This window comes from Agarivorans sp. 1_MG-2023, assembly GCF_030548385.1.
Taxonomy (GTDB): Bacteria; Pseudomonadota; Gammaproteobacteria; order Enterobacterales; family Celerinatantimonadaceae; genus Agarivorans.
Genome location: NZ_JAUOSJ010000003.1, coordinates 191,671 through 218,502, shown reverse-complemented (window position 1 = coordinate 218,502; position 26,832 = coordinate 191,671). Strand labels below are relative to the sequence as shown.

At 44.9% G+C, this 26,832-nt stretch carries 26 protein-coding genes; 12 read left to right on the top strand and 14 right to left on the bottom strand.

Translation table 11 applies throughout. The annotated features are described in order from the left end of the window. The first annotated feature begins 170 nt into the window (after positions 1-170). Genes Q4592_RS05350 through Q4592_RS05330 form a run of 5 tightly spaced genes read left to right on the top strand, consistent with a single transcriptional unit; the run spans position 171 to position 4,132 of the window. A complete protein-coding gene (locus Q4592_RS05350; protein ID WP_303510717.1) occupies positions 171-965 on the top strand; it encodes a metalloregulator ArsR/SmtB family transcription factor in 795 nt (264 codons plus the stop codon). A gap of 9 nt (positions 966-974) precedes the next feature. Next, positions 975-1,469 (top strand): protein-tyrosine phosphatase family protein, encoded by a 495-nt coding sequence (locus Q4592_RS05345; RefSeq protein WP_303510714.1) that lies wholly within the window; start codon positions 975-977, stop codon positions 1,467-1,469. Between the two features lie 11 nt (positions 1,470-1,480). Then, a complete protein-coding gene (locus Q4592_RS05340) occupies positions 1,481-2,491 on the top strand; it encodes an ArsJ-associated glyceraldehyde-3-phosphate dehydrogenase (protein ID WP_303510712.1) in 1,011 nt (336 codons plus the stop codon). A gap of 6 nt (positions 2,492-2,497) precedes the next feature. Continuing rightward, on the top strand, positions 2,498-3,718 hold the full coding sequence (arsJ, locus tag Q4592_RS05335; RefSeq protein WP_303510710.1) for an organoarsenical effux MFS transporter ArsJ: 1,221 nt from the start codon (positions 2,498-2,500) through the stop codon (positions 3,716-3,718). Positions 3,719-3,766: 48 nt separating this feature from the next. Then, positions 3,767-4,132 carry an MmcQ/YjbR family DNA-binding protein gene (locus Q4592_RS05330; protein ID WP_303510707.1) on the top strand — a complete coding sequence of 122 codons (366 nt, stop codon included), beginning with the start codon at positions 3,767-3,769 and terminating at the stop codon, positions 4,130-4,132. 96 nt (positions 4,133-4,228) lie between these two features. Here Q4592_RS05330 and Q4592_RS05325 read toward each other — a convergent pair whose 3' ends face one another. The 6 genes from Q4592_RS05325 to Q4592_RS05300 all read right to left on the bottom strand — a co-directional run bounded on the left by Q4592_RS05325 (position 4,229) and on the right by Q4592_RS05300 (position 9,817). Beyond that, positions 4,229-4,786: a zf-TFIIB domain-containing protein gene (locus tag Q4592_RS05325; RefSeq protein WP_303510704.1), complete on the bottom strand. Its 558-nt coding sequence runs from the start codon at positions 4,784-4,786 to the stop codon at positions 4,229-4,231. A gap of 377 nt (positions 4,787-5,163) precedes the next feature. Next, the gene (locus tag Q4592_RS05320) at positions 5,164-5,541 is read right to left on the bottom strand and encodes a GFA family protein (protein WP_303510702.1); all 378 of its coding nucleotides are present in this window, start codon (positions 5,539-5,541) and stop codon (positions 5,164-5,166) included. A 135-nt stretch (positions 5,542-5,676) separates the two neighbouring features. Then, on the bottom strand, positions 5,677-6,390 hold the full coding sequence (locus Q4592_RS05315; protein ID WP_303510699.1) for a hypothetical protein: 714 nt from the start codon (positions 6,388-6,390) through the stop codon (positions 5,677-5,679). 246 nt (positions 6,391-6,636) lie between these two features. Further along, positions 6,637-7,902, bottom strand: a complete 1,266-nt coding sequence (locus Q4592_RS05310) for a DEAD/DEAH box helicase (RefSeq protein WP_303510694.1) — start codon at positions 7,900-7,902, stop codon at positions 6,637-6,639. 172 nt (positions 7,903-8,074) lie between these two features. Then, complete coding sequence (locus Q4592_RS05305; RefSeq protein ID WP_303510691.1) at positions 8,075-8,734, bottom strand: isoprenylcysteine carboxylmethyltransferase family protein; 660 nt, start codon at positions 8,732-8,734, stop codon at positions 8,075-8,077. A 66-nt stretch (positions 8,735-8,800) separates the two neighbouring features. After that, positions 8,801-9,817 carry a linear amide C-N hydrolase gene (locus Q4592_RS05300; protein WP_303510688.1) on the bottom strand — a complete coding sequence of 339 codons (1,017 nt, stop codon included), beginning with the start codon at positions 9,815-9,817 and terminating at the stop codon, positions 8,801-8,803. Between the two features lie 184 nt (positions 9,818-10,001). Here Q4592_RS05300 and Q4592_RS05295 point away from each other — a divergent pair, with 184 nt between their 5' ends. Beyond that, positions 10,002-10,772, top strand: a complete 771-nt coding sequence (locus Q4592_RS05295; protein ID WP_303510685.1) for a class I SAM-dependent methyltransferase — start codon at positions 10,002-10,004, stop codon at positions 10,770-10,772. Positions 10,773-10,841: 69 nt separating this feature from the next. Here the strand turns inward: Q4592_RS05295 and Q4592_RS05290 are convergent, their stop codons facing one another. Together Q4592_RS05290 and Q4592_RS05285 are read right to left on the bottom strand one after the other, a co-directional pair. Continuing rightward, positions 10,842-13,826, bottom strand: coding sequence for an ExeM/NucH family extracellular endonuclease (locus Q4592_RS05290; protein WP_303510682.1), 2,985 nt, complete (start codon positions 13,824-13,826; stop codon positions 10,842-10,844). 255 nt (positions 13,827-14,081) lie between these two features. Further along, a complete protein-coding gene (locus tag Q4592_RS05285) occupies positions 14,082-15,293 on the bottom strand; it encodes an MFS transporter (protein WP_303510675.1) in 1,212 nt (403 codons plus the stop codon). A 121-nt stretch (positions 15,294-15,414) separates the two neighbouring features. Here Q4592_RS05285 and Q4592_RS05280 point away from each other — a divergent pair, with 121 nt between their 5' ends. Further along, positions 15,415-16,302: a LysR family transcriptional regulator gene (locus Q4592_RS05280; protein WP_303510672.1), complete on the top strand. Its 888-nt coding sequence runs from the start codon at positions 15,415-15,417 to the stop codon at positions 16,300-16,302. Here the strand turns inward: Q4592_RS05280 and Q4592_RS05275 are convergent. Beyond that, the gene (locus tag Q4592_RS05275; RefSeq protein WP_303510669.1) at positions 16,285-16,875 is read right to left on the bottom strand and encodes an FMN-dependent NADH-azoreductase; all 591 of its coding nucleotides are present in this window, start codon (positions 16,873-16,875) and stop codon (positions 16,285-16,287) included. The genes Q4592_RS05280 and Q4592_RS05275 overlap by 18 nt on opposite strands. A 197-nt stretch (positions 16,876-17,072) precedes the next feature. Between Q4592_RS05275 and Q4592_RS05270 the strand changes: the two genes are divergently transcribed. From Q4592_RS05270 to Q4592_RS05260, 3 genes are all read left to right on the top strand, one after another. After that, positions 17,073-17,906 carry an ion transporter gene (locus Q4592_RS05270; RefSeq protein ID WP_303510665.1) on the top strand — a complete coding sequence of 278 codons (834 nt, stop codon included), beginning with the start codon at positions 17,073-17,075 and terminating at the stop codon, positions 17,904-17,906. An 82-nt stretch (positions 17,907-17,988) separates the two neighbouring features. Then, positions 17,989-18,714 (top strand): glycerophosphodiester phosphodiesterase family protein, encoded by a 726-nt coding sequence (locus Q4592_RS05265; protein ID WP_303510663.1) that lies wholly within the window; start codon positions 17,989-17,991, stop codon positions 18,712-18,714. A gap of 29 nt (positions 18,715-18,743) precedes the next feature. Next, a complete protein-coding gene (locus Q4592_RS05260) occupies positions 18,744-19,247 on the top strand; it encodes a hypothetical protein (RefSeq protein WP_303510661.1) in 504 nt (167 codons plus the stop codon). Between the two features lies 1 nt (position 19,248). Here Q4592_RS05260 and Q4592_RS05255 read toward each other — a convergent pair whose 3' ends face one another. Together Q4592_RS05255 and Q4592_RS05250 are read right to left on the bottom strand one after the other, a co-directional pair. Next, complete coding sequence (locus Q4592_RS05255; protein ID WP_303510659.1) at positions 19,249-19,794, bottom strand: GNAT family N-acetyltransferase; 546 nt, start codon at positions 19,792-19,794, stop codon at positions 19,249-19,251. A 6-nt stretch (positions 19,795-19,800) separates the two neighbouring features. Further along, complete coding sequence (locus Q4592_RS05250) at positions 19,801-20,145, bottom strand: DUF2956 domain-containing protein (RefSeq protein WP_303510656.1); 345 nt, start codon at positions 20,143-20,145, stop codon at positions 19,801-19,803. Positions 20,146-20,317: 172 nt separating this feature from the next. Between Q4592_RS05250 and Q4592_RS05245 the strand changes: the two genes are divergently transcribed. Further along, positions 20,318-21,538 (top strand): uracil-xanthine permease family protein, encoded by a 1,221-nt coding sequence (locus tag Q4592_RS05245; protein ID WP_137671794.1) that lies wholly within the window; start codon positions 20,318-20,320, stop codon positions 21,536-21,538. Positions 21,539-21,600: 62 nt separating this feature from the next. Here Q4592_RS05245 and Q4592_RS05240 read toward each other — a convergent pair whose 3' ends face one another. Further along, positions 21,601-22,947, bottom strand: coding sequence for a DUF1501 domain-containing protein (locus tag Q4592_RS05240; protein WP_303510650.1), 1,347 nt, complete (start codon positions 22,945-22,947; stop codon positions 21,601-21,603). Positions 22,948-22,956: 9 nt separating this feature from the next. After that, entirely contained in the window at positions 22,957-24,849 is a 1,893-nt protein-coding gene (locus Q4592_RS05235; protein WP_303510647.1) for a DUF1800 family protein, read from the bottom strand. Between the two features lie 220 nt (positions 24,850-25,069). On the opposite strand from Q4592_RS05235, the gene Q4592_RS05230 reads away from it, so the two are divergent. Further along, positions 25,070-25,990 carry a LysR family transcriptional regulator gene (locus Q4592_RS05230; RefSeq protein ID WP_303510644.1) on the top strand — a complete coding sequence of 307 codons (921 nt, stop codon included), beginning with the start codon at positions 25,070-25,072 and terminating at the stop codon, positions 25,988-25,990. 3 nt (positions 25,991-25,993) lie between these two features. Here Q4592_RS05230 and Q4592_RS05225 read toward each other — a convergent pair whose 3' ends face one another. Next, positions 25,994-26,791: a phosphotransferase gene (locus tag Q4592_RS05225; RefSeq protein ID WP_303510642.1), complete on the bottom strand. Its 798-nt coding sequence runs from the start codon at positions 26,789-26,791 to the stop codon at positions 25,994-25,996. Positions 26,792-26,832 lie beyond the last annotated feature (41 nt).

Here is a 26,832-nt window from a genome sequence, read left to right as displayed (position 1 = left end):
AAGCCATCGTAAATAGATAAACTCTTGATCTATAAGAATTACATCCGATTGTAAAAAATTACACTGTAAGTAAAACCTACAAACTATTCAATTAAGTGAGCAAAACGTCTTGCCATGACAACACATACGAAATATCATATATATGTTTTTTCATATATTTGGTCTTATTCATGTTGTCTGTATTGTTTTTGTGTACTGCAAATGCTGCTCGCTCTCAGTTAGCAGAAGCTATTGTGAATCAGCGTTACGCTGAGCATTTTATGGCTTACAGCGCCGGTACACACCCCAAAGGGATTGACCCTCGCACCCTTAAACAGCTATCGCAACAAGGCTTGAGCAGCGAAGCCTTAAACAGTAAAACCATTCAACAGCTTGAACAACAACTGCAGCAGCAACAAGGCCAACCAGCGCTGTTTAACTTCATTATCACGTTGTGTGATAGCGCCAAACAAGAATGCGCCCTACTGCCTAATGGTGCGGCTATTTTGCACTGGAATTTACCTGATCCTGCCGCAGAAAATGGCGATGCCTTATTTGAGCAAGTCTTTGCTGAGTTAGAGTTGCGCCTTGCCGAGTTTGTGCGTTTTAACCACAACCCAGCAGCTGCCTTACAAATAGCCCCTATCGATGTATTTAAGCAGTTTAGTGACAATACTCGGCTACAAATTTTAATGCTGATTGAAGATGAACAACGCCTTAGCGTTAATCAGCTATGTGTGGCTCTAGAAGAAAGCCAACCTAAGATTTCACGCCATTTGGCGCTGCTAAGAGACTGCAAATTGCTGTCTACCACTCGCCAAGGCCAACAGGTTTTTTACCATTTAAATCCACTGCTACCAGAGTGGGTAGCACAAACGTTGTCTACCACTCGCGTGGCAAACCCCAGTTATATCAACCAGCCAATTACTCGAATTAGAGAGTTGGCTAATCCCAATTTAACCACCCCATTTGTTAATCAAGATTAAGGTACGTTTATGTCTTCACATCCTGTTTTTGCCGTTGATGTTAGCGATAGCGCTCAATTATTGTTAACCCCTTGCCCGGGTACTAAAGGTGTAGATTTGTCTACTTCACTACAGCAACTTTGCTATAAAAATAGCCCTGCACTTATCACGATGATGACCAAGCAAGAGCTGGCAGATAACAACTTAGATGATTTACCAAAGCATGCCGTTACTTACGATATGCAGTGGTTTCATTTACCACTGGCCGACGACACCGTTCCCGATGCAGCCTGGGAAGAGCAGCTTCAAACCTTGCTGCCGCGCTTTGTACAACTGCTAAACAATGGCATGAACCTTACCATTCATTGTAAAGGCGGCAGCGGCCGCACTGGCATGTTAGCCGCGCGCATTATGTTAGCCATGGGTTTCGAACTAGACGACGCCATTGCAAAAATTAAGGCGCAACGCCCTAACGCCTTCACGGTGCCTGCACAACTTAGCTACATTCAGCAATTCGCCAAATAGGACCACCTAAAATGACGATTAAAGTAGGAATTAACGGCTTTGGCCGCATTGGTCGCTTAGCGCTACGCGCCGCATACGACTGGCCAGAACTTGAGTTTGTAATGATTAACGATGTTGCGGGCAATGCCGAAACGCTAGGCCATTTACTCGAGTTTGATTCAGTGCAAGGCCGCTGGAACCACGCAGTTGAACACAACGCCGAAGGCATTGTGATTAACAACAAAACCATTAAGTGCTTCCAAGAAAAAGACCTAAGCAAGGTTGATTGGTCGGGTTGTGACGTTGTATTAGAGTCTACTGGCGTTCACCGTTCAAAAGCATTATTAGCGCCCTACCTTGCTCAAGGTGTTAAGCGCGTTGTGGTATCAGCGCCTGTTAAAGAAGACGGCGTAGCCAATATTGTTGTTGGTGTGAACGACGAGATTTTTGATGCCAGCCAGCACCAAATTGTTACGGCTGCTTCTTGTACCACTAACTGTTTAGCACCGGTGATTAAGGTGATTCAAGAGCATTTAGGCATTGAGTCAGGCTGCATGACTACCATTCACGATCTTACCAATACCCAAACCATACTAGACGCGCCGCACAAAGATTTACGCCGTGCCCGCGCCTGTGGCATGTCGCTAATTCCTACCACTACTGGCAGCGCTAAAGCAATTTGCGATATTTTCCCAGAGCTAGACGGAAAATTAAACGGCCACGCGGTGCGTGTACCATTAGCCAACGCGTCGCTTACCGATATGGTATTTACTCTTGAGCGCGATACCACCGCCGAAGAAGTAAACAGCTTATTTAAACAAGCTGCCGAAGGTGAACTAAAAGGCATTCTTGGTTACGAAGAAAAGCCGCTAGTGTCTATTGATTACAAAGGCGACCAACGCTCAAGCATTGTAGACGCTAAATCAACCATGATGGTTGGCAAACGTATGCTTAAAGTGTACGCCTGGTACGACAACGAAATGGGCTACGCCACTCGCACCAGCGAGTTAGTGCGCACCGTTGGTTTAGCAGATAAAGGCTAAACAAGCATGATAAAAGCACTGCCCCAACAGCTTAAACAATACTTGCTAGTTACCTTTAACTACTGGAATTTCACCATTACCGACGGCGCATTGCGTATGTTGGTGGTGCTGTATTTCTATCAGCTTGGTTACTCGGCCATTGCCATTGCCATGCTGTTTTTGTTTTACGAGTTTTTTGGGGTAGTGACTAACTTGATTGGTGGCTGGTTAGGCGCACGCATTGGCCTAAACCACACCATGAATATTGGTTTGGCCATGCAAATTGTGGCCTTGCTAGCGCTGGGTTTGCCCTCTGAGTATTTGTCGATTCCCTTGGTAATGGCAGCGCAAGCGTTGTCGGGTATTGCTAAAGACTTAAATAAAATGAGCGCCAAAAGCTCGATTAAAGGTTTAGTAAGTGGCGACCAACAACATAGCCTGTACAAGTGGGTAGCGATTCTTACTGGCTCAAAAAACGCCTTAAAAGGCTTTGGTTTTTTCTTGGGTGGTGCCCTGCTTAGTGCAATTGGCTTTCAGCTCTCAATGCTAGCCATGGCTGCGGTGTTATTTATAGTGCTGCTATTAAGCCTAAAACTGCTCGAAAAAGACTTAGGCAAGGCTAAAAACAAACCTAAGTTTTCGCAAATATTTTCTAAAAGCCCACAAATAAACATACTAGCTGCAGCACGTTTGTTTTTATTTGCTGCGCGCGACGTATGGTTTGTAATTGCCCTACCGGTATTTTTAAGCACAAGCTTAGGTTGGTCTCACCTACAAACAGGCAGTTTTATGGCTTGCTGGGTAGTGGCCTATGGCGTGGTACAAGGTTTTTCGCCACGAATTACAGGCAGTAAATCAGGTAAAGTGCCAGGTCGCTCTTCGGCTCTTAGTTGGGCGCTAATACTCAGTGCAGTCACAGGTGTACTCGCTTACCTCATTCAACTAGGCTGGCAGCCACAAATAACGATTATTGTTGGTTTGTTAATCTTTGGTTTAGTGTTCGCGATTAACTCATCACTGCACTCCTACCTAGTGGTCAGTTATGCCAGCGAAGACGGCGTATCTATGGATGTAGGTTTTTACTACATGGCTAATGCGATGGGCCGTTTACTTGGCACAATTTTGTCTGGCGTAGTGTTTCAAATGGCCGGTTTAGCTGCCTGTTTATGGGTGAGCTTTGGCATGCTGGTAATAACTAGCGTGATTAGTTTAGCCTTACCAAAAAGCCATAATGAGCAAGCAACATAACCTGCCCCGTTTACTTAGCTATACAAACACTCATCGCAAGGAGCACCAATGGATCATCAGCAATTTAATCAGTTTTGTAGAGCTTTGGTCGCCACCACCTACGTGGTGCAATGGGGAGGTGCGCATGTATGGAAAGTGGGCGGCAAAGTGTTCGCTATTGGCTTTACTTTAAAAGGAGATAAGCCAGCGTTTACCTTTAAAACGTCTGACCTTAACTTCGACTATCTATCAGAATCAGAAGGCCACCGCCCTGCCCCCTACTTTGCCAGCAGGGGCATGAAATGGATCCAACAAACCGATACGTCCAGTGAGTTAGACGAAGAGCTTGAATACTACTTATCGGAGTCTTATCGGATTGTTGCCTCAGGCTTAACTAAGAAGAAACGCGCTGAGTTGGGTATTGAGAAAAAGTAGACGACCAGATTTGATGACTATGGCTTTGATTTAAACATCGACAACAACTAATCCTTAGTAGCTATTGATGCCATAGTCTCTTGTTTTGTTGTTTAACTACTTTTCTGCTGAATAAGGATCTTCAGCTAAAAGATACGCTCTCAAATCTGCTTTATGATCTTGAGACTTTAACCAAGAACGCATTTCTTTCAGCTTAGCGTATGTTTCATTACCAAATTTAGCTTCATAAATATCAGAGAAGTTTTGTTTTGCACTGTCTTTACGAATATTGCGCTGCCAGTTTTGTGTAACTACGGCATTTAAGCAACCAGCTAATCCCTCACTCTTTAATAACTCCCATTCACCTTTATCTAACCACAACCCACCAACAACAGAACTGTAATCAATTTTATGTTCATTTTCCGAAGATACTCTGAATTTTTGCATTATTGTTCCTGAAGACGGACACAGAATTGCTTTTTTGGTATCTGTAATTTCTGATTCTTCAATCGAGATGTTTTCAGAAAAATTGTAGTCTTCGTTCCTTTCTTTCCAAGAAACATAATCTTCAATTAAAACCCAGTTTCCACCACAATTTGAACACGTATGGGCTCGAAACTGGCCATCAATAAAACTAGGAAACAAAGCTCCATTATTACAACTTGTACAATTCATAACTTTCCTTAAACCTTAATATCTAATCGGAATTTTGATAACTACATAACTGTTTATTAAGAGGAAATGAGATTATCATTTTTTCCTCACATCATCAGCTACCTACGCCTATAAATGACAATAAACTCAAGAAGAAAGCAGGTGTTTGTGGAAAGAAAATTGAGAAGTGCTATATCAATGCTCCAGTGAGTTAGACGAATAGCTTTAGTACGGCTTATCGGAGTCTTATCGGATTGTTGCATCGAGACTGTTCAAGAAGAAACGCGTGGAGTTGGGTATTGAATAGAAATCAGCGATTCAGTCACGAATTAAACTCTAGAACTCACTAGAGTTAGTGGATAGTAGTGGTTTTAAGGTCAGCGGTAATTAGACAGGTTTCAAGCTCGATCTGCTGGATGATTAACACCATCATAAGTTGGAATGTCATCTAACTCTAAAGGATTTACACCGTCTAAACAGGCAATATTAAAGCCATATTGATTGGGGTTTGAACGTCTTTGATGATGAGTGTAAATACCACATTTAGAACAAAAGTAATGTTTAGCCGTCTTCGTATTGAATTGATATAGGCTCAGAAAGTTGGAGCCCTTAGTGATTTTTATACCATCAAGAGGAACTGACGCAACAATAGCTCCACGCCTTCGACACATAGAACAATCACATCTCCGAGGATCAACTAAGCCGTTTGGTAGAGACAATTCAAACTGTACTGAACCACAATGACATGAAGCTTTGTGGGTTGACTGAATATCCATCTCGAAAGCTCCAATAAGTACCTAAAATTATGACCTTTTGATGGGAACATTTGGCCATCAAAAACACACTAATTATCAGTTTTAACTAAGAGTACTAACAATCAATAGCCACCCGATAAGCTGAATGCCAGAAATTCACTTTCGATTAAACCCTTTCAGCATAGTATCAAAGTCAATCACGGAAGTTCCCTCTGACGTTCGAGAGAGGTTCATAGACTTGGCTGATTCATCCACCACCCAATCAGCCGCTCCTCTAGGCAGTTGATTTGAATAAAATTTATATAGCTTTCGATGTCCGTACTTTACTTCCAGCTCAGATATAACAGTCGTTATATGATTGTAAACAATCTTTCCAAAACCCAATGCTTCATCTACATCTGGAATATAGCCTTTGTGTATTACTTTATTTCGAAATCCCCGGTCTTTAGTACTTAGTTCAGGTGGAATTTTATCTAGTGAACATATGTACAGATAAGTAAAAGCACCAAGTTGCCTCTCAGATTGATTTGAAACAATTTTCCACGCTTGCTCAGCCAACGTTGGGGATATACCGTTATTGTCTATCTGGAATTTAATGAAAAATTCGTAGAAACGCTCTAATGAACTAGCAAAAGATGAAACAGATTCTCGAGTGTAGCCATCTCCTAAGGCATTCATACCCACGTCAAATAATATTTCATACTTTGCAGCGCTTAATACAACTGAATAGTCGTGACCCCTAGGGCACGTTATCTCATGTACTCCACTATCATGGATCATGTGAGGCGTGAGTCTAAAGCTGAGAGTCTGCATACCACTGTTATCAAATGCTTCTTGCATGCAATACGGACAAATATGATTAATCCTCATCAAGAACCTCCAAAATTAAAACTTGTTTATAAGGTTATCACTTATAACTCGTACCATCAGAGACCTAAACCAAGAAGTAACAATAAACTCAACATGAAAGAGTTCATGTCAATTCAGGTATAAAAAAGCAGTAAAAGTGCTATATCCTAAAGCTAGATAAGAGCCCCGCTAAAAAAATAAAAAGAATTGGTCAGGCTATAGTTCGCATGCTCTATAGCTCATTTAGAGGATGAACTAAAGTAGGCTCTACCTTCGCTTATTACCCTTTTTATTCGATGACTTACCACTTCGGCCACCGCGCCCTTTGCCCTTGCCTTGCGGCTCTGGGTCGGGTTCAAAGTTGCCATATTCGTCATCTGCTGAATGTGCGATGGCTTTAGGCTTAGGGGCAAAACCTTTAACAATTTCGCCTGCTAGCTTACGGCCAATCAAGGTTTCAATGGCGTGTAAACGCTTCGCCTCTTCTTCACTAAACAGTGAAATGGCCAATCCCGAGTTGCCAGCACGACCGGTGCGACCAATGCGGTGTATGTAGTCTTCTGCCTCGTAAGGGAGATCGAAATTCACCACACAAGGCAGTTGGTTTACATCAATACCGCGAGACGCGATATCGGTAGCCACCAGCACTTTTATACTGCCGCTTTTAAACCCCTCCAATACTTGGGTTCGAGCATGTTGAGTCCGGTTTGCGTGAATAGAGGCAGCGCTTATCCGCGCTTTTTCTAGCTGAGTAACCAATACATCGGCACCCACTTTGGTGCGGCTAAAAACCAAGATTTGTCGCCACTTATTCTTTCTAATCAGGTGGATTAACAACTCACTTTTACGGGCTTTATCTACCGGGTGCAGTGTTTGTTTAATGTTATCAATGGTGCTTTGTTCATTAGCTACTTCTATCAACTGCGGATTACTTAACATGCCTTTGCCGAGTGACTTAATCGGTTTAGAAAAGGTGGCAGAGAATAGTAAGGTTTGGCGTTTGCTAGGTAGCAATGTTTGAATGTGGCTCATTTCATCGCTAAAGCCTAGAGCTAACATTCGGTCGGCTTCGTCTAGCACCAATATTTCTAACTGGTCAAAGCTCACGGCTTGTTGATTATAAAGGTCGATTAAGCGCCCAGGTGTGGCAACCAGTACGTCGGCCCCTTCTTGTAATTGGGCTTTTTGCGGCTCTATTCTCACACCGCCAAATACGGCAGCGGCGCTAAGATTCATGTATTGGCTGTAGTTTTTCACACTTTCAGCGACTTGAGCTGCTAGCTCGCGCGTCGGCGTTAGTATTAAGGCGCGTACATGCTTAGGCTGCGGTTGAACACCGCCTGCCAACAGCTGTACTACTGGCAATGTAAAACCCGCCGTTTTACCGGTGCCTGTCGACGCTATTGCCATAATATCTTGTTGCTTAAGCGCCGCAGGAATGGCTGCGGTTTGAATCGGTGATGGTTGGCTATAACCGAGCTTGGCCACCGCTTTTAATAGTTCATCACACAAACCCAAAGCGCCAAATGACATAAATACACATTCCAATAATTACAAATACGCCGCTATGATACCCGCTATCGGCTCACTTGGATTTATTCTTTTATTGGCAGCTTGATATAGTGGCCAATTAGAGTGAGAAAATGCAAACCAGCAAAGTAGCCTTCGCCACTTTGCATAGTGATAGTTATGGCCCTATAGATTGCTAATACAACCTAGGCAGCAATAGCCCTGTGCGTTTTTTCCATTTGGCAAACTCTGGATAGCGAGACATAGATTTGTCTTTTTGCAGCATATTGCGAATAAAGAATGCCCACCAATAGGCCAACGCTAATACTGGAGCCCAATGCTGAGCCAGTATGGCAAAACCAGCATAAATGAGCATTTCGCCCAAATAGTTTGGATTACGTGTGCGGCTAAACAAGCCATTGGTAATTAGCCCTTTTTTCACACTTAATATCGCATGTTTATGCGCATCACTAACAAAATGAAAGAATACGCCTAGCATTGTAATGACTACCGCTAACGCGATAAGCCACGCCGGTGCGCTAAGTTGCTTAGAGATAATAATGTAAGGCGCTATCCAGTATGCGGCTAAGGCTCCAAACACAAATATACTGCCCGCAACTGGGTGAATAGCTTGCTCGAAGCGCTTATCGCGAAAACAGGCTTCTTTAATCATCCATAAGCCGCAATAGGTACCATGCAGCGCTAAATATACCCAAGCCAGCACCCCCCAAAAATCATAGGCAATCATTAAGGCCAACACTACAAAGGGTGTGGCTATTTTGTGAGCATTAATAAAGTGCCTCACTTGAGTATTGGGCGTTGCAATTGGAGTTACCGTCTCTATTTCATTATTCATAAACTAAACCTTAAATAGATGTACGCAAACAGTGGCCTAAGCCACTGTGCATGAGCAAAACTTTGCTTAGTGAGTAGTGAGCGCTTGCGTAAAATTGGCATTGGGCGTTGGGTTCTCACCGAGCACGACTCTGGCAGACTCGCCACCATCAAACATCTCAAAGCTGTAACTCTCTACCGTAAAGGTATGAGCACGATCTAAGAGCAAGGTTTTGTTGGCACGGTCGGTAAATACTGTCCATAAAGTAGGGAAGGTAGCATTATCTAAGTACGGGTCTTGTTGGTTATATCCCGATAAACTGGTGGCTTGAGTAGCCTTCATAGAAATGAGCGCTTGGTGGCTGTTGGTCACGCCTCGCTGGTAAAGCTCTTCGGTTACTCGCTTGGCACGTAAACGACGGTCGGCGGCGCGAATAGTCGCATTAGGCTCAACTTGCTCTTTGTCTAAGTTTAAATGGTAATCAAAGGCAGGATCGTTGCTCATATAACTAGCACCATGCTCGGTATACACTTTCATTTCGCCGCCAATGTACTCCACCACTGCTACGTTACCAGAAGCATCAACCAGTTGGTAATGCACTGGCGGGTATAAGGCTTCATCTTTATGGCCCGGAATACCAGTAATGCCAGTAGGAATCACATCTACTGCTTTTAAGCCTTCTAGCGCTTCAGTCACAGTAGCAAAGTTATCTAATACAAAGTTAGGCACTTGCCCAGCATCTACGTTGGGTACATCGACTGTATCTGCTTGAAACTCAGTACCTGCATCGGTACCTAAATACAAAATACGGGCTTCTAAGCCCTTTTCATTAATGCCTTCGGCGACAGTAGCGTCACCAAATGATTCGATTTTAATTGCAGCGTATTTAGCTTTTGTACTCACTCCATCAGTTTCACTGTAACGGTTTAACATGCCACGCCCTTCACCAACTACGGTGGCATTGTCGTAGCCGTTCCAATCCATGGTGCGCATGGTGATCTGCGCTTCACCATTGTGATAAGCAGCAGTAGTACACGCGTTGGCAGTTTGCATGGTGCCAAAGGTTGAAGCCGCAATGGTTAGTACAATAAGTGTTTTGTTCATCATTTCACCCTTGGTTGGATAAGCCAGTGTTTAGTTGATGGGTGTAGATTATCCGAAGAAAGTTGATAGCTTAAATCAACACCTAATAGTTAAACTTATAGCTTTTAGGCGCTATTAATTAGCAATTTACTTCTACTTACTCTGCAGTAGACTGAGCAAATTATTGACCTAACGAGTAACTGCGATGGATTATTTAGCCTTGAACAAAGCAGCTTGGGATAAACGTACCGCGCTGCATGTAGACTCTGAATTTTACGATGTACCTAGTTTTATTGCTGGCAAAAGCTCTCTTAAATCTATTGAACTAGATTTAATGGGCGACGTAAGCGACAAGAAGCTATTGCACTTGCAATGTCACTTTGGCTTAGACAGTCTTTCTTGGGCGCGTTTAGGCGCACAAGTCACCGCTGTAGATCTGTCGAGTGAAGCAATTAAACGCGCCGAAGAGCTGGCGGCAAAGACCGGCTTAGATGCCGAGTTTATCTGTGATGATGTGTACCATTATGGAGAGCTCACTCAGCCAATTCATGATTGGGTTTTTGTTTCTTATGGCGCCTTATGTTGGTTGCCTGATATTAATCGCTGGGCACAAGTGGTTGCTGATAGTTTAAAGGCTGGCGGCAAGTTATGTTTAGCCGAGTTTCACCCAGTGCATGACTTGATGAGTGGCTACGGCTACTTTCATCGTGAAGAGGCAGACATAGACGAAGAAGGCACTTATACCGAGAACGATGATGGTGAGACAAGCCAAATGCTTAACTGGGGTCACCCCTTGTCTGATGTGGTAAATGCTTTGATAAAAGCGGGCTTGGTGATTGAGCAACTCAAGGAATACGATTACAGCCCTTATAACTGTTTTGAGGGTTTAAAAGAACGCCAAAGCGGTGAGTTTATTTATGAACACGAGCATTATGAATCACCCTTGGTTTATAGCATTGTTGCCAGCAAACGCTAGGCCTTGTTAAAGCAATTCAAACAAAAGGCGAGCTAATTAGCTCGCCTTTTTATTGGCTACATCTAGCGTTTAATCGTTATCTTTAATGGTTACCCAGGTACTAGTAATATTGCCAAGTGCCGTTGGGTAAGCACCGAATAACAGTACCTTAAAGCGCTCGTCAGCTTCGCGGCGGCGATCATCAACGATGCGAGCACTTACGTTTTTAGCACCACTTTCACCTTCATTCCAAGTAAGGCGTTGAATAAACGGAGCGCGGTAATCACGCCAGCTAGCTGAAGACGGCAGGACTAATACCCAAGCACTGGTTTTGCTAGTGGCTTCACCATTAAGCACTACTGGAATATTAATGCTGCCAGCGGCTTCGTCTACTTCTATTTGCGCTTGCGCCATAGACACTGTTAACGCGGTAGCGTCGTCAATCAGCAGCTCTACTTGTGGCACGGCCAATTTAGCGGTGCCCTGTTCAATACTTAGCGTTAGGTAGGCCGTTTCTTGGCCCTCTGCCAATTCATCGACAAAGGCAGCAAGGCTAAGTGTTTGGCTGCTCATGTCGTTTGCGCCCCAAACCAGCTCACCACTTTCTAGCGCTAAATCGCTAGCATCGGCACTGCCTGTAACTACTTGGTATTTCACCACTACCTCACCAAAATCACCCTCTAGGCGCTCAAATACTAATGAACTTGCGGTTCCTTCAACCAAGTTGGCTTGAGCCGCAACACTAATGGCGCCTGCGCTACGCATATCTAGGCTAATCACCACAGGATCATGGTCTGATGCGCGGTAAGCATTTGGGGCGTAAAAATTAGCCAGTTGCGCGTCAGATTTGTATTCAGTGTTGTAATCTAGGCCTGTAGGTTCGTCGGCATTAATGTGCCAATCGGTGGCATCTAATACCCGCGCCGTTAAGGCGGCATCGGCTAATGCATGGTCTAAGCTGCCAGCTTCTTCATCGTAATAGTATGAATAGCTGTTAGCTTCAAACATTGGCACTAGGTTGTTAAAGCCCGCAGCCTCAAAGGCTAACATTGGGTCTTCTTTGGCGTAGGCGTTAAAGTCACCTAACAACAGTACATTTTGTTTTTCGCTAAAGAACTGGCTCAAAGTTTGTGCAGCTAGGGTACGTTGGCCGTTACAGTTGCCTTGGCCATCGCCCATGTCTGGGTCACCTAAAGCGTTACAATTGCTGCCTTTAGATTTGAAGTGGTTTACCGCAACGTAAAAGCTTTCGCCGCCGTCTACCATGCTAAATTGTTGTACCAATGGAACGCGGTGTTTAGCGGTATCGGCATCAAACGGGTAAGCGCGAATTAGCTCTGCATCGCCATTGGCTTGCACCGCTTCTGGTTGGTAAATAATGCCCACGGCAATCATATCGTTACCGATACGATCAACTAGGGGCTTTACCGCAACATAATGCTGAGCTTCTGGCAGTTGCGCATTCACTGCATCAATCAGGTTTTGAATCGCACTGTCTGCTGCAAAGCCATTGTTTTGAATTTCCATCAAACCCACAACGTTGGCATTCATGGCAACCATGGCCGACACTATTTTAGCGCGCTGACGCTCGAACTCTTCTGCGGTATCTGCACCACGAAAATCCGTCGCATTATCAATGTCCAAATCGGTGAAGAAGTTAAGCACGTTAAAGCTGGCAACACTAAGGTTACCGAGTTCATCAAGTTCTGGAGCCGCCGTTCTTGGGTTAGCATCAATCACAGTCGGAAGCGCTGTTGGCTGCACACGGAACTGACCAAAACTGTAATTAATCACCCCTTCTACGCCCGTCATCTGTGAGCCTGCTCGTAAGCTGTTCAAAGCAGAGAAGTTAGGAAAGTAGCTGATCTCATCTGGATTTTGCGAGCTTAAACCATCATCTAATACCAAGCGGTTAAGCATGTTAGCGTCAGCCAAGGCTGCCGCTTCAGGCGTATTGGCTGGGTATACTTGTGTTGATTTAAAGCGTTTACCTAACGACAACACCGACTCACCATAACGGTTAAAGGTGTAAGCAGGGGTAACGTGTAAGGTTTGCGGCAGGCTGACACGCATGCCTTCTAAATGATATAAATCTTGGTCTACTAGGGGTAGCGTTAGTGTTGTTGCACTAGGCAAATCCTCATTGCCACACACCAATAAAGCCGCCACATCTTTAAGCTGATTGCCACCGCTATACTCAGCCACGGTAGCTTGTACTCTAACGCGTTGACCCACGGTAACGGGATCATTAAAGTGGTATACAAAAATACCTTCTGAGGTTTGAGCGTCAGCATCCCAGTTAGCATCGGCGTGTTGAACAAAAAAACCAGACAATTGGTTATCCGTTCCATTCCCTTGAAAATCACCCACCACCACCGCTTCTACAACAATCTCTTGACCTAATATGTTGCCAGTACGAATGCTGTGAATAGCCGTACTGGGGTCACCACATTGGCCGATATCCGTTACAGGCGGGTCAATTGGGCCACCGGTGTCGTCACAAGCTTGTTGGCCAATACAGCCTAAACCATCTACGGTATCTTTAGCGTAGTTAAACCAACGTGAGGAGATCACAAACTCTTGGTTGTTGTCGTTATCGGGCGTGCTTTCGGCTAAACGGCGTAAGGTTTGGTCTTTAGTAGACGCACCACCATCCCCCCAAGTTTCACGCACACCAATTTGGCCAACACGATCTACTAATACATCATTGGCATACAAACCAAGCGCATCGTCGCCATTAAAGTTAACCACGCTTGATTCAATGCCTACGCCTACAGGAATTAAGGCATTGTCATTGTTACCAATAACTGCATTGCTATTCACGTATACCAAGGTGTCGCCAGGTGCTAAAACACCGCTTAAATCTTGGGTATTGGTAGCACTAGTGGCACCATTTGAGAACAAACGAAGCTGGTAATTAGCGCTGGCTAAATCCACCGCTTGGTCGCCGTAGTTGGCAATTTCAATCGCTTTGTTAAAACTACTTCCTTCAACGTATTCACTAATCAATACATCGGCTTGTGAGCTAGCACTTAGCGCACATAGCCCTACTAACATTATTTTATTGGGGTTCATAATACTCGTCCCTGAGAAAACAAAAAATGCCACAACGAAGTGGCGCCATTAACTGGTCTAGCCTGACGAGAATTGATGACAGAAAAACACAATAACTGCGAACAAAATGTGACAATTTGTTGACAAAAAACAATAAATACAAAGAGATAAGCAAGAAAAAGCCATTTAGTGAGGAGTTAAATAGCCTTATTGTTGAGCAGGTAGCAGTGTGATTAGGCGGCGTATTTTAGCCAAATTACCAGCCATAAACATGACTTATGGATTAACTGGATGAAGCTGGTCTGTCGGTTTTTCTAAGAAGAAATAAGCTAATAATGTTACACCAAGCAACGCACTAACATTAAACGCAACAATACCCTGCCAGCCCCAAGCGCTATAAAATGGTTGCATTAACACACCACCACCAGCGGCCCCCACATAATAGCTAATCGTATATAAAGCCGACGCGCTGGCCTTGGCTTTAGTGGCGTGTTGATTCACCCAAGCGCTGGCCTGTGCATGGCTAAAGAAAAAGCCCATAGAAGACACCACCATTGCCAGCAAGATCATCCAAAGTGGCTCAAATAAACTCAATGCACTAGCAACGGCCATCACTAACAAGCCCAGCAAAATACATAACTTGCTGCCGTAACGCTGAGCAATTCGCCCAGCTGAAGATGCGGTAAATGTACCGCCTAAATAACTTAAAAATAATAAAGAAGTTAAGCTTGCAGGTAGCGAATACGGCGCGTCGGCCAAAATAAAAGTCAGGTAAGAAAACTGATTAATGAATACGCCAAAGGCAACCCCCCCCACTAAGTAAGCACATACTAACTGGGGATTCTTTAGGTGACGTTTATAGTTCGCCAGGCTGCTACATAAGCGCCAAGTTTGGCGAGTATGGGCCGACTCTTGAGGCAGCAATACAAATACCAACACCGCCATTAATAAACTCAGTAGCGCCACCACGATAAAGGCCATTTGCCATGAACCGAGTAGGTCGGCACTCCAGCCGCCCAACAAGCGCCCGCCAATGCCGCCTAATGAGTTAGCCGCAATAAAAATACCCACCGCTTTAATCAACGCGCGTGAGTCTAACTGTTCGGCTAAGTAAGCAATTGCTACCGCAGGAACACCAGCTAAGCATACGCCCTGTAAAAAACGTAGCGCAATAATGGCATAAAAAGACTGGGGATGAGCCAAGCCAATAAACAGGCTTAAACACGGCACGACAGCAATCGATACCAATAGAATTTTGCGTCGGCCTACTGCATCAGACAGTGAGGCCAAGAATAACAACCCCAAGGCCATACCCAACATAGCGGCCGACAACATGGCGCTAGCGGCTAAAGGTGAGATAGCGTAGTTCTGAGCAAAAATAGGCAATAGAGGCTGAACAAGGTAAAGATTGAAGAAGGTAACTAAAGAGGCCGTAGACACCGCAGCGGTAACTTGCCAAAAACCTTTACTGTTTTGCTGATACTTCATTAGCACACTCTTAAATAGCACGTTCTTCACGCTCTGATGTACTAATGCTATGCCTCCGCTTTGAATAAATAAAATATATTAGTATTATCGAAGCTATAACTTTTACTTATGAGTAGCGATTGTGGAATTAAGACAATTACGCCAGTTTGTCAGTGTGGTGCAACTGGGTAGCTTTACTGCAGCGGCTAAACAGTTGGGCGTTGCTCAGCCAGCGATTAGCGCCACAATCAAAAAACTCGAGCAACAACTATCAATACAACTGCTACAACGTAACGAGCGAAATGTCAGCTTAAGTACCGAAGGAAAAGTACTATACCAACACGCCATTCAACTGCTTAAACAAGCCGAAGACGCCGAGCAAGCGATGCAGTCTCTAAAGGGGCTGGACAGCGGTACCGTAACCATTGGGATCCCTAGCATGATGGGCTCTTATTTCTTTCCGCCCTTGCTCATGGGTTTTAAAAGTCTCTACCCACAACTCAACCTTTCTGTGATTGATGCAGGTACCGAGCTGGTTAGGAAAAAATTGCTTAGTGGTGAACTCGATTTAGGCATTGTTGTCACCCAAGATGTGCCGCCAGAACTGCACTGCGAACCTATTTACAAAGGTGAACTACTGGCTTGTTGCAGCCAAGATAATCCACTTAGCGCACAAAGCAGCATTAGCCATCGCGAATTTCTAAACCATGAATTGGTGCTGTTTCGCGAGGGGTACTTTCACCATAAGGTGATTGAACAGATCAGTCGTGAACAGCAACAGGTGCCACAAGTCTCTTTTCAAACCAACCTGATCCCGCTCATTAAGTCGATTGTTGCCAGAGATTTTGGCATAACTACCCTACTTAGCATGGTAGTTCAACCGGGTGACTCTCTGCATTCGCTAAGCTTTGATCCACCGTTTCACCTAGAGCTAGGGCTAGCTTGGCGACGCGATGCGTATATGTCGCGCGCCAATCAGAGGTTTAAGGATTTTGTGTTGGAGAATTGCACTCTAAACGAGGGCAGCTAGTTGCTCTTGTGCGGCATCCATTTGCTGCTTGGCGGTTTCATCACCCATGCTCAAGGCTTCGGCATAAACCACTTCAACATCAGTGATGCCTAAAAACCCAAGAACCACCATTAAATGAGGAATTTGAGTGTCGGTAGCTGCGTGTTTATGAATCCCGCCTCGAGTGGTGACCACAATCGCTTTCGTATCCTTTATCAAACCAACCGGGCCTTGTTCGCTATATTTAAAAGTAAGCCCTGCACGCACCACTAAATCTAGCCAATTTTTTAACTGTGTAGGAATCGAAAAGTTATACATTGGCGCAGCAATAACCACCACATTGGCGGCTTTAAGCTCATCCACTAAACGGTTTGATAAAGCGAATACTTTCCGCTGTTGTTCGCTTAGCTCATCCCCGCCTTGCAGTGCCAAGATGACTTCAGCACTCAACACCGGCAGAGGCTCTGCGGCTAAATCTCGACTCACCACCTTTGCATGTTGCGCAATGTAACGATTACTCAGTTGGTCAATCAGTGCCGATGAGCTTGAGTGCTCTCCCAAAATACTTGATTTAAGCGTTAATACTGATGTCATAGTTGTGTCTCACTTGATGCCATAATTTTAGATGAGCTACTGTATCAATATAAAAATGGAACAAAAAACACAAATATTAGCCACAAGCATTCGACTAAATAGACAGGATTGATATTTAGCGGGTGTTTAGCGACTCACTTCAAATTCAGACATTTATCGATATACTTAGCCTATTAAAACCTTCAAGGATGAACTCTGTGTCTAGTGAACCCACTACCCAAAGCCCTATGCAAAAACGGCTTTACGATATAATTTTTGGCTACAATACCCCAGCCGGAAAACGCTTTGATTTACTGTTAGTAAGCGCCATTATCAGCAGTGTCATCGTGGTAATTCTCGATTCAGTGAGTGAGTTTGAACAGCTCTACCACACCTGGTTTATCGCCATTGAAGTAGTATTTACGGTGTTTTTCACCCTCGAGTATATCGCCCGTTTATACTGCTCGCCGCAACCTAAAGAATATGCCAAGAGTTTTTATGGTGTGGTCGATTTACTGGCAATTTTGCCCACTTATTTAGCCCTGCTCTACCCAGCGGCACAGGTAATGCTGCTATTCCGCTTATTGCGGATCCTACGGATACTTCGCGTATTAAAACTAGTGCGTTATATGAGTGAAGCCAACGTGCTACTGCGAGCACTGATGCTGGCTCGTCGTAAGATTTTAGTATTCTTATTTTGTATTTGTTTAACCACCACTATTTATGGTGCCTTAATGTATGCCATTGAAGGACCAGAAAATGGCTTCACTAGCATTCCTCGCAGTATTTATTGGGCCATTGTCACCATTACCACGGTAGGTTATGGCGATATTTCTCCAGCTACACCTCTAGGCCAAGCACTGGCAGCCTTGGTCATGATTACCGGTTTTTCGATTATTACCGTGCCTACCGGCATTGTAGGTGCAGAGCTAGTTAATGAGATGCGCCGTGAGCAAAGTGAACACCGTTGTGTGCACTGTGAACGCGCTGGTCACGACCACGACGCTGATTACTGTAAACATTGTGGAGCCGATTTGTTAAATGTGTCATAAAAATGTATAACTGCCTGCTTACATTACCCAGCTACACTAAAATGATTGATGGCATGCGCCTGAGAACCAAAGAGGAATTAGCATGGCAGTTATTGCAGGACACCGTGGCGTAGCAGGCAGCTCCCCGGAAAACACCCTAGCGGGCTTAGACCGCGCCGTAGAGTTAGGCCTAGAATGGGTCGAGTTTGATACCTTTTTAACCAAAGACCACCAGCCCATTGTATTTCACGACGAGCATTTAGAACGTTGCACAAATGGTAGCGGCAAAGCCACCGAATACACCTTAGCGCAATTACATTCGCTAGACGCTGGCGCTTGGTTTGCTCCTTCGTTTGCCGGCCAAGCCTTACCCAGCTTACGTCAGTACCTCATCCATGCCAAAAAGCTGGGCTTAAAGCTCAACTTAGAGATGAAGTATCACAACCAACCGCGCCAACAATTGGTTGAGGCTGTAGTCGCCGAAATAGCCCATTGTGATTTCCCACTCGACCGTTTGCTTATTTCTAGCTTCGATCACCAATTGTTACTGTTTATGCACCGCCACGCTAGCCAATTTGACTTAGCCCAGCTCTATGAAGAAATCCCCGAGAATTGGCAGCAACAACTTCAAGACATTAATGCGCTAGCCTGCCATTGCGACTATAAGGCCTTGAGCGTTGCCCAGGCCAAACAAATCAAACTGGCGGGTTATCGTTTGTCTACATACACTGTAAATGAGCCCACCGAAATCACCGCATTGTTACCATGGCTAGATATGGTTATCAGTGACTTTCCTGAGCGATTTAACGAGCCCATGAGCACAAGCTAACACTTGGGCTCTTTCGCAGGAAGCGAATCATGTCCCCAGTCAGCTTGTCGCCACAGCAACAACTTAAGGAACGGATCCTTGATCAGGTATTGGCATTTTTGCTAGAAGGCGATTGGCAACAAATAGAAATGGGCAACATTGCTAGGCAGTGTGGCATTAGCCAAGCAGAACTCAATGAGTGCTTCCCTACCCTGCAATCTATTACCTCTGCGGTAAATAGCCGTTTAACTCAAAACTTTATCCAGCATTTGGATTTAAGCTCACGCGAGAGTTTGCGGCTGACTTGGCTCGACAGTTTAGAGTCCCCTCGGTTTCGCGCCATTGTGCATTTGTTTATTGATGCTTCGCAGCAAAAAAGCGTTGCCTGGCGCTTAGCCAATGTAGGTTGGAGCCAATTTACCAACCATGTTGCTAGTCACTTAGGTTACCAAGCGGTAAACCAAGACTTACCTTGGCTATTGGGCAAATCGATGCTGAAGTTTATTAACCAACGCAGCCGCAGTAGCAGCACCTTAAAAAGTATCGACACTTAGCTTATTGCGGCGCGGCCAAGTCATCGGCGATCAATGAATAAATCGCTGCGTGGCAGGGTTGGCCAAAATCAATAACTCGTGACCTGGCTAAGCTTTCGTAATGTGCCCCGGCTTTTTCAGCCACCCGACGACTGGCAAAGTTTTGCTCGGCAATCACTAACTCTAAGCGATTAAGCTGCAAGCCATTAAAGGCGTAATCGGCCATTAAACGCACCGCTTCGGTAGCAATACCTTTGCCACTGGCACTGTCTCTTACCCAATAGCCCAAATTAGCTGCGCGGTAATTCCACTCTATACGGTTAATAGCAATAGCACCTAAAAACTGTCCACCTTGATTGGCAAAAATCCCCATATCAAAAGCAATGTTTTTAGCTATCGCCGCTTGGCTTAGTGCTAGCCAAGATCGACTCTCTTCTTCAGGGTAATCTTCTTCCATCCAATCTAACCAGCGGTACCCGCCAGCAGCGGTTTCACGCACGGCCTCGGCATGAGCAATGGCATCTTCTGGTAGATAAGGTCTAATCAGTATTTGCTGGCCACGCATCATGTTCTCCTAGCTTGGCGAATAACTATAAACATAGGCAGCAAAACCTAACCATGACAAGCCCAGTAACACCCAAGGCAACAAGGATGGCTTAGTATTATCTTTAGCTACGGCTAACTGATCAGCACCAGCGCCTTGCTCCGCGTTTTTACTAGATTGCTTTTTACGCTGTTTGTCGGCTTCGCGCATTTTGGCTTTGTGTTGCTTTTTATACTGCTCAATGCCTTTTTGAATACCCGCCGAGATTAATTTGTTTTGCTCTTTAGTTTGGCCAGGACGTTGGTTCGCCTTGGTTAAGGCGTCTGCCGTTGCTACCACTTCATCAGAGACTTTATTCTTGTTTGCTTTAGCCACATTACCTCCTAAGGTTTTCGATTACTTTGAACCAAACCGCTACATAAGTCTAAAAGATCGCGCAACTATAATAAAACAAAGACTTTTTTCTAGACTAAGCACCTTGATCATTTTTTTATCACGCCCTTCGGCTTACACTAGATGAATTTTTTTGTTCAGGGAGACAAAACGGATGAACACCCCACTACTTGGTGCGCAAATGCTACTGGTTGCATTTGGTGCTACTACCTTGGTACCACTACTAACAGGCATTAGCCCTAACCTCGCCTTATTGGGTGCAGGTATCGGTACGCTAATCTTTCAGTTTTGTACGCGTCGCCAAATTCCTATTTTTCTGGGCAGCTCATTCGCCTTTATCGGACCAATTATTTTAGGTATTCAGCAGTTTGGTTTACCTGCGACCTTAAGCGGCCTGATGGCTGCAGGCCTTATGTTCATTATTATTAGTGCCATTGTAAAAGTACGCGGTGTTAAGGTTATTGAGCGCTTTTTACCGCCGGTAGTGGTTGGCCCAGTGATAATGGTCATTGGTTTAGGCTTAGCCCCGGTTGCTGTAAATATGGCCTTAGGTAAAACTGGCGATGGCTCGGCAGTATTAGTAGAGCAAGACATCGCCTTGCTGATTTCTTTAGCATCGTTGTTTACCACCATTGTGGTATCTATCTTTGCTAAAGGCATGCTCAAATTAATGCCTATTATCAGTGGTGTAGCAGTTGGCTACGTACTGAGTTTGTTCTTTGGTTTAGTTGACTTTAGTGCAGTAGCTAGCGCCGCATGGTTTGCGATACCAGAATTTGTTACGCCTGAATTCAACTGGCAGGCCATTTTGTTTATCGCGCCTATCGGCTTAATTGTCACCATTGAACACTTTGGCGACATACTGGCTATTTCTAATGTGACAGGCAAAAACTTTGTGGAAAACCCGGGGATTCACCGCTCATTATTAGGCGACGGTTTAGCCACCATGACAGCCGCCAGCTTTGGCGCGCCACCAGTAGTAAGTTACGGCGAAGTAACCGGTGCGGTAAGCCTGCTTAAAACCTACAACCCTATCATCATGACTTGGGCAGCAGTATTTGCCATTGGTTTAGCATTTATCGGCAAAACAGGTGCCTTGTTATTGTCTATTCCGGTGCCAGTAATGGGCGGCATTATGTGTCTGCTATTTGGTGCGATTGCAGCAATTGGCTTAAATACCCTGATTAACAAGCAAGTGGATTTGTCTATTCCACGCAATCTTGTGATTGTGTCAGTTACCTTGGTATTTGGTATTGGTGGCATGGCCGTTGGCCTAGGTGAATTCACTCTTAAAGGTGTTGGCCTGTGTGGCATTGTAGCCATTATTCTTAACTTGGTATTGCCTCACGAAGATAAAGCGGCTAAAGCCAAATAGACTTTATTCAGTACTAAAAAGGCCAGCAACTTGCTGGCCTTTTTTATTACTAATGTAAGGTATTAGCTAAACATCGAGAGATGAGTTTGATTAAAGTTACTTAAGCTTGGGAACAAGTCCAATACTTCACTATCACTCAAACCAAACCAGCGAGCCAAACTGGCAAAATATTGCTCGTTGGCCACTTGTGGGATCATTCTGCCACCACCTACATCGTAAGCACTGTCTAAAGCCTGCTCGATAACCGAACCGTAGATTTCGCCACCGTTGACTGCGCCGCCCATCACCAATTGGTTACCGGCCCAGCCATGGTCAGTACCATCACCATTTGAACTCAAGGTTCGGCCAAAGTCCGACATGGTAAAGGTTGTCACTTGGTTTGATAAACCTAAGGTGCTCATAGCGCCATCAAACTCAGCCATGGCTTGTGAAAGCTGCATTAATAAGTTCGGGTGATTCACATTTTGGTCGTCGTGAGTATCAAAGCCGCCCATGCCAACAAAGAATACTTGTCGGCCTACGCCAAACTGCGATTGCACCGACAAGGTCTTCGCTACCGCTAATAGTTGCTTAGACAGGTTGCTATCGCTGAATACATCAGTAAATTCTGTGGCACTTTCTAACGCAGTATTGAGCTGCTCGGTATTGCCAATTGAGGTATCCAATTTGTCACTGTAGCTTTTGGCTAAAGGATGACTGGCTTGGCTAAACATTTGCTCAAGTTGCTGGCGCAGCGCTTGGGTACGCTGAGAGCTACTGTTGTAGGCATTAACGCGTGTAATACCTGATTTATTCATAGCAAAAGGAATCGCGTTAGGGCCGGTTTGCCACAGGTTATTACCCGACAACGAGATGTTAGAACCAAAATTATTATTTTGATTAAGTAGCTCTAAAATACGTCCGCCCCAACCGTAGTTAATACTCTCTTTCTCGCGCCCCTGCATCCACGTTGATTGCTGGTCATTATGCGAGAACAAGTTATTAGGAATAGCCGCACTTTTTGCTTTGTATTGATCCAAAGTGATCGGGGCCACTAAGCTACCCACCCCAGAAACCACCGCCAAGTTTTGCGCATTAAATAGCGGCGCTATTGGCGAAAGTGCGGGGTTAAGGCCTATTCCACCGTCTACCGCGGTAGTCGGGTTAATCGCAATAGCGTCACTTACCGCTAAGTTTTGACGACTATTTAAATAGGCATCGAGCGGGTCACCACTTTGAGGGATCAGCATATTAAAGGAGTCATTGCCTCCTTTGAGAAAAATACACACCAACGCTTTAAAGTCGCCTGCGCTAGCGGCTGGCGTTGCCAGGCTAGTCATTGCTTTTAGCTGCATGCTGGTAAGCGCAGCCATTGATACGCCGCCTTTTAGGCACAGCGACAGAAACTCTCGCCTGTTTTTATAATTCATCTCAGGCTCCTATAGCTGAATGACGTAGTCGGGTGAAACCGACACGGTAAATAACAAAAGCGCCACTTGGTGGTATAAACCCCAATCAGCATAAATATCTTGTACTTCACGCAAGGTTTGTCGCTGTGCCGTACTCATGGCTCCGCTATAAAACAGGGTATCGTAATAGTCGAGTAAGGCTTCTAAACCTTGTAGTTCCAGTATATCTGCATGATTTTGCATACTAAGCAAAATGCGTTTATCACTTGGCTCAGTAATCACCTCTTTAATATTCCATAAGAAGTTGCTGTATTGGTTATTAAACTGGCCAATTAACGCGGCATCGTTAGCAATTTGTAACTCTGGTGCCACTATTCCTAATTCCAACAAGTCAGCAGGCTGATAATCAGGCCTAAAGAAGTTAAATACCGAAGGAGAACCAAGAGGTGTTTGACCATGACTGTCGTTTAACGACCAGGTAAAGTACAAATTGGCAGGGCTGTTGGCATCTAGCTCACGCCAAAACTGTACAGTACGCAACAAAGGCTCGCGCACTTTGCCGTAATAGTTTAATACTCCAGAAGTTTGCCTTGCTTCTTCATCCAGTAGTATCGCGCTAACAACGGCTCCTAAATCGCCTCGTACACCACTGCCGTTGTCGTCAAAAACATTGGCAATACGCTCTACGTATTGTGGCGTTGGGTTAGAAGTGACCAAGCGTTGGATTAATTGCTTACCAATAAATGGACCAACATTAGCGTGGTTAAACAAATTGTCTAATGCCGCGCTAAGATCATCCTCAGCGGATTGACCACCAGCTAATACTTCTCCATTTAACAAGACCTTTTCTTTTTCTGAGTGGTAATCAGAATAGGCTTCCATGGGAATGGTGAAGTTACGGCTTGGTCGCTTCCAGCGGGCACTCGCGCCAAAGGTCCAGCCAGTAAATACTCGGGCAAAACCTTCAATTTGATCTTGGCCGTAAGTGGCAATGGTGTTGCCTTCACCGTCAAGTTTAGGGCTACCATCTTGGTTCAGCTCAGCTAAACCAATGGTGAACAACTGCATCACTTCACGGGCGTAGTTTTCATCTGGGCGAATGTTTAAAGCTTCATCGGCTTTCTCATTCCCTAAATGGCTTAAATACGTCCCCATTACTGGCGATAGCGTTACTTCTTCTAGTAGTTCTCGGTAATTACCAAAAGCATGTTTTAACAATATGTCTTGGTACTGCGCCATGCCTTCAGGCTCGCCGCGCAAGGCATTGTTGCTGTCAGACACCACCAAAATTTCACTCAAGGCAAATGCCACTCGCTGGCGCAATTGGTCCGGGGCATTCAGCGATGCTTTCCACCATGCGTCAATGCGATTGATTTGGTTTGGTTCGTCTCTATCGGGATAGTTTTGAACTAAGGGTAAATGCTCGGTGATTGGCAGCTGCATTTGCTCGCTTAACCATTCTTCCTCACTGACTCCTGTAGCGTGAGTTATTTCGCTACCTTTTGGCCCAAGCGTGGCTTGATGCAGCAAACGCGCCGCTTGTGCCGAGCTCATCGCCCGTTTAACTTCAAAGCTTAATTGCTGGCGAGTCACCTGTTGTTGGTCGTTAGTAATAGCAACTTCAAAAGTGTAACTATCGGCCGCTAACTCGGCGTTGCTGGCAGGTGTAATAGGCAACTCTAATCTGTCGGTTTGCTCAAAACTAATGATAGGCCCAGCAACTTGGCGCCATTCAATTTTGTTAATGGTACCTACGCCAGAAGCTTTAGCGCGCAAAGTAACTGGTTGGCCTTTACGTGCGGTTTGGCTTAGCTCTACTTCAACACTGGGATTTTGCGGCTGGCTTGGGTTTGACTCATCTCCCCCACCTCCACCACAAGCAAACAGCGACAGAAATAAAGCGATAGTAACTAGATTTCGCATTAATACGTCCATGTTCTAATTGACAAAAAAGTAGATTCTCTTGATTTGACTCATACAAATCAACAACTTGCTAACATATGGTTTCCTTGCCCCTGTTAGCCAAGCTTTACACTAGCAGATTTGCCTCTTAATAAATGTGCTCAGAGGACAAGTTAACAACACGCTAACAAAATGCGGTACATTTAGGTATTGAGGCGCACACTCTTCGTTAAGGAAAGCCATGAATCTCGCCGACTTCGATTTAAACCTTTTGAAGACCTTGTTGGTATTACTACAAGAAAAAAACACCCGTAAAGCCGCTGAACGCTTAGGTGTAAGCCAAGCAGCAGTTAGCCGAGCACTAGCAAAAATACGCGGTAGTTTTGACGACCCCTTATTTGTGCGCCAAGCGCGAGGCTTAAAACTCACCGATAAAGCCGTTGAACTAGAACAGCAGCTCCCTAAGATATTGGGTTTGTTAGAGGCTACTTTACAAGGCGATGAGTTTAACCCTGCGACACTCACCGGACGCTTTCGTTTAGCGATAAATAGCTATTTGTCTGAAAGCCATGGGCTTAAAATTGCTCTGGCGATCATGCAAGATGCGCCTAACATTGAATTTGAGTTATATAGCTACAGCCCGGCCACAGAAAGCCAACTGATCAACCAAGAGTTAGATGCGGGAATTAGCTTTTACCCCATTGAAGTCTCAAAAGAGCTGCGCCAGATCCCGGTTGCCAAAGCCATTGTTGGCGGAATATGTAATGCCAGCCACCAACTAGCAGGTAGCACCATTAAGCTCAACCAGTTACTTGATTATCCATTAGCAGGGATGATTTTACCCGGATACAACAACCAGTTTATGCAAATCCAGCAGTTGTTTACCGAGGGCGTAAAACTGCAGCCCAAATTCCGAAGCCAGCAATTAAGTAATATTTTGAAATATACCTCACAAACCAATGCAGTATGTGTAGCGCCGCACACCACTATGGAAGGCCTAGCTAAAGATGACTATGCCTTTATTCACTTTGAAGATCCTGAGCAGCGCTTAAACTTAGATATTTCGCTGAACTTCAGTAACAACCAGCATCGTAGCGCAAAATATTTGTGGTTAGAAAAAGTAGTGAAAAGCTGTTTTTCATCGGCTAACTCACCGCAATGAAGCCTAAACAAGTTGTTGGGCAATCTCTAAAGTTTGCGTTGCACTGGCATCAGGTAACTTTTCAGACAGCCTTCCTGCAGCCACTATTGGCGTCCAAGTGCTGAGTTGATGGTTATTGGTGGAACACAATTGATGATAATGCTGCTGGTAAGCCGCTAAAAATTGTTGTTTCTTCAATTGGTAGGCTTGCTGCTCAGCGTGGCTACCGGCTATTTGGCTAGTGGAAATCAACAACACAGTTCGCGCTACGTCGCTAATTGGCTGCCCCTGAGTTGCGTCTACCCAATCAATAATCACCGGGCCATTGCTCGACAGCAGTACATTGGCAGGATGAAAATCGCCATGACATAAGCGGCTATCCAAGACTTGCAGGTTAAGCTGGTTAATCGCCTTTAGCTTAAGAGGCTCTGCGATATTAGACCGCTGAATCTTTAAAGCCAAACGCTGTGCTGTGGTGTCCAAAGGCTGAGCCTGACAGCGATGAACATCTGCATGCAAACCAGCAAATAGCTCTCCCATAGGCACAATGTCATTAGGGTGCTTGAGCAAGTAGCTATCTAAGCTTGGTCCTAAACACCTTTCAAATATCAGCGCTTGGCGAGATTCCACCTCCAGTACATCAATCACCTTTGGCGTAGGCAGGCCTTGCTGATAAGCAAACAGTGCTTTCGCCGCCTCATTCTCGGCTTCATCTTCCGGATACCCCGAAAAATACACTTTCAGCACCTTGCTATCTTCAAAGGCAAATACTTCGGCCGTATTCCCAGTGGCAATTCGGCTCAATGTATTTAAGTTGATCAATCTGCCTCTAATCACATTAAACTTTCACTAAAACCGTTCAC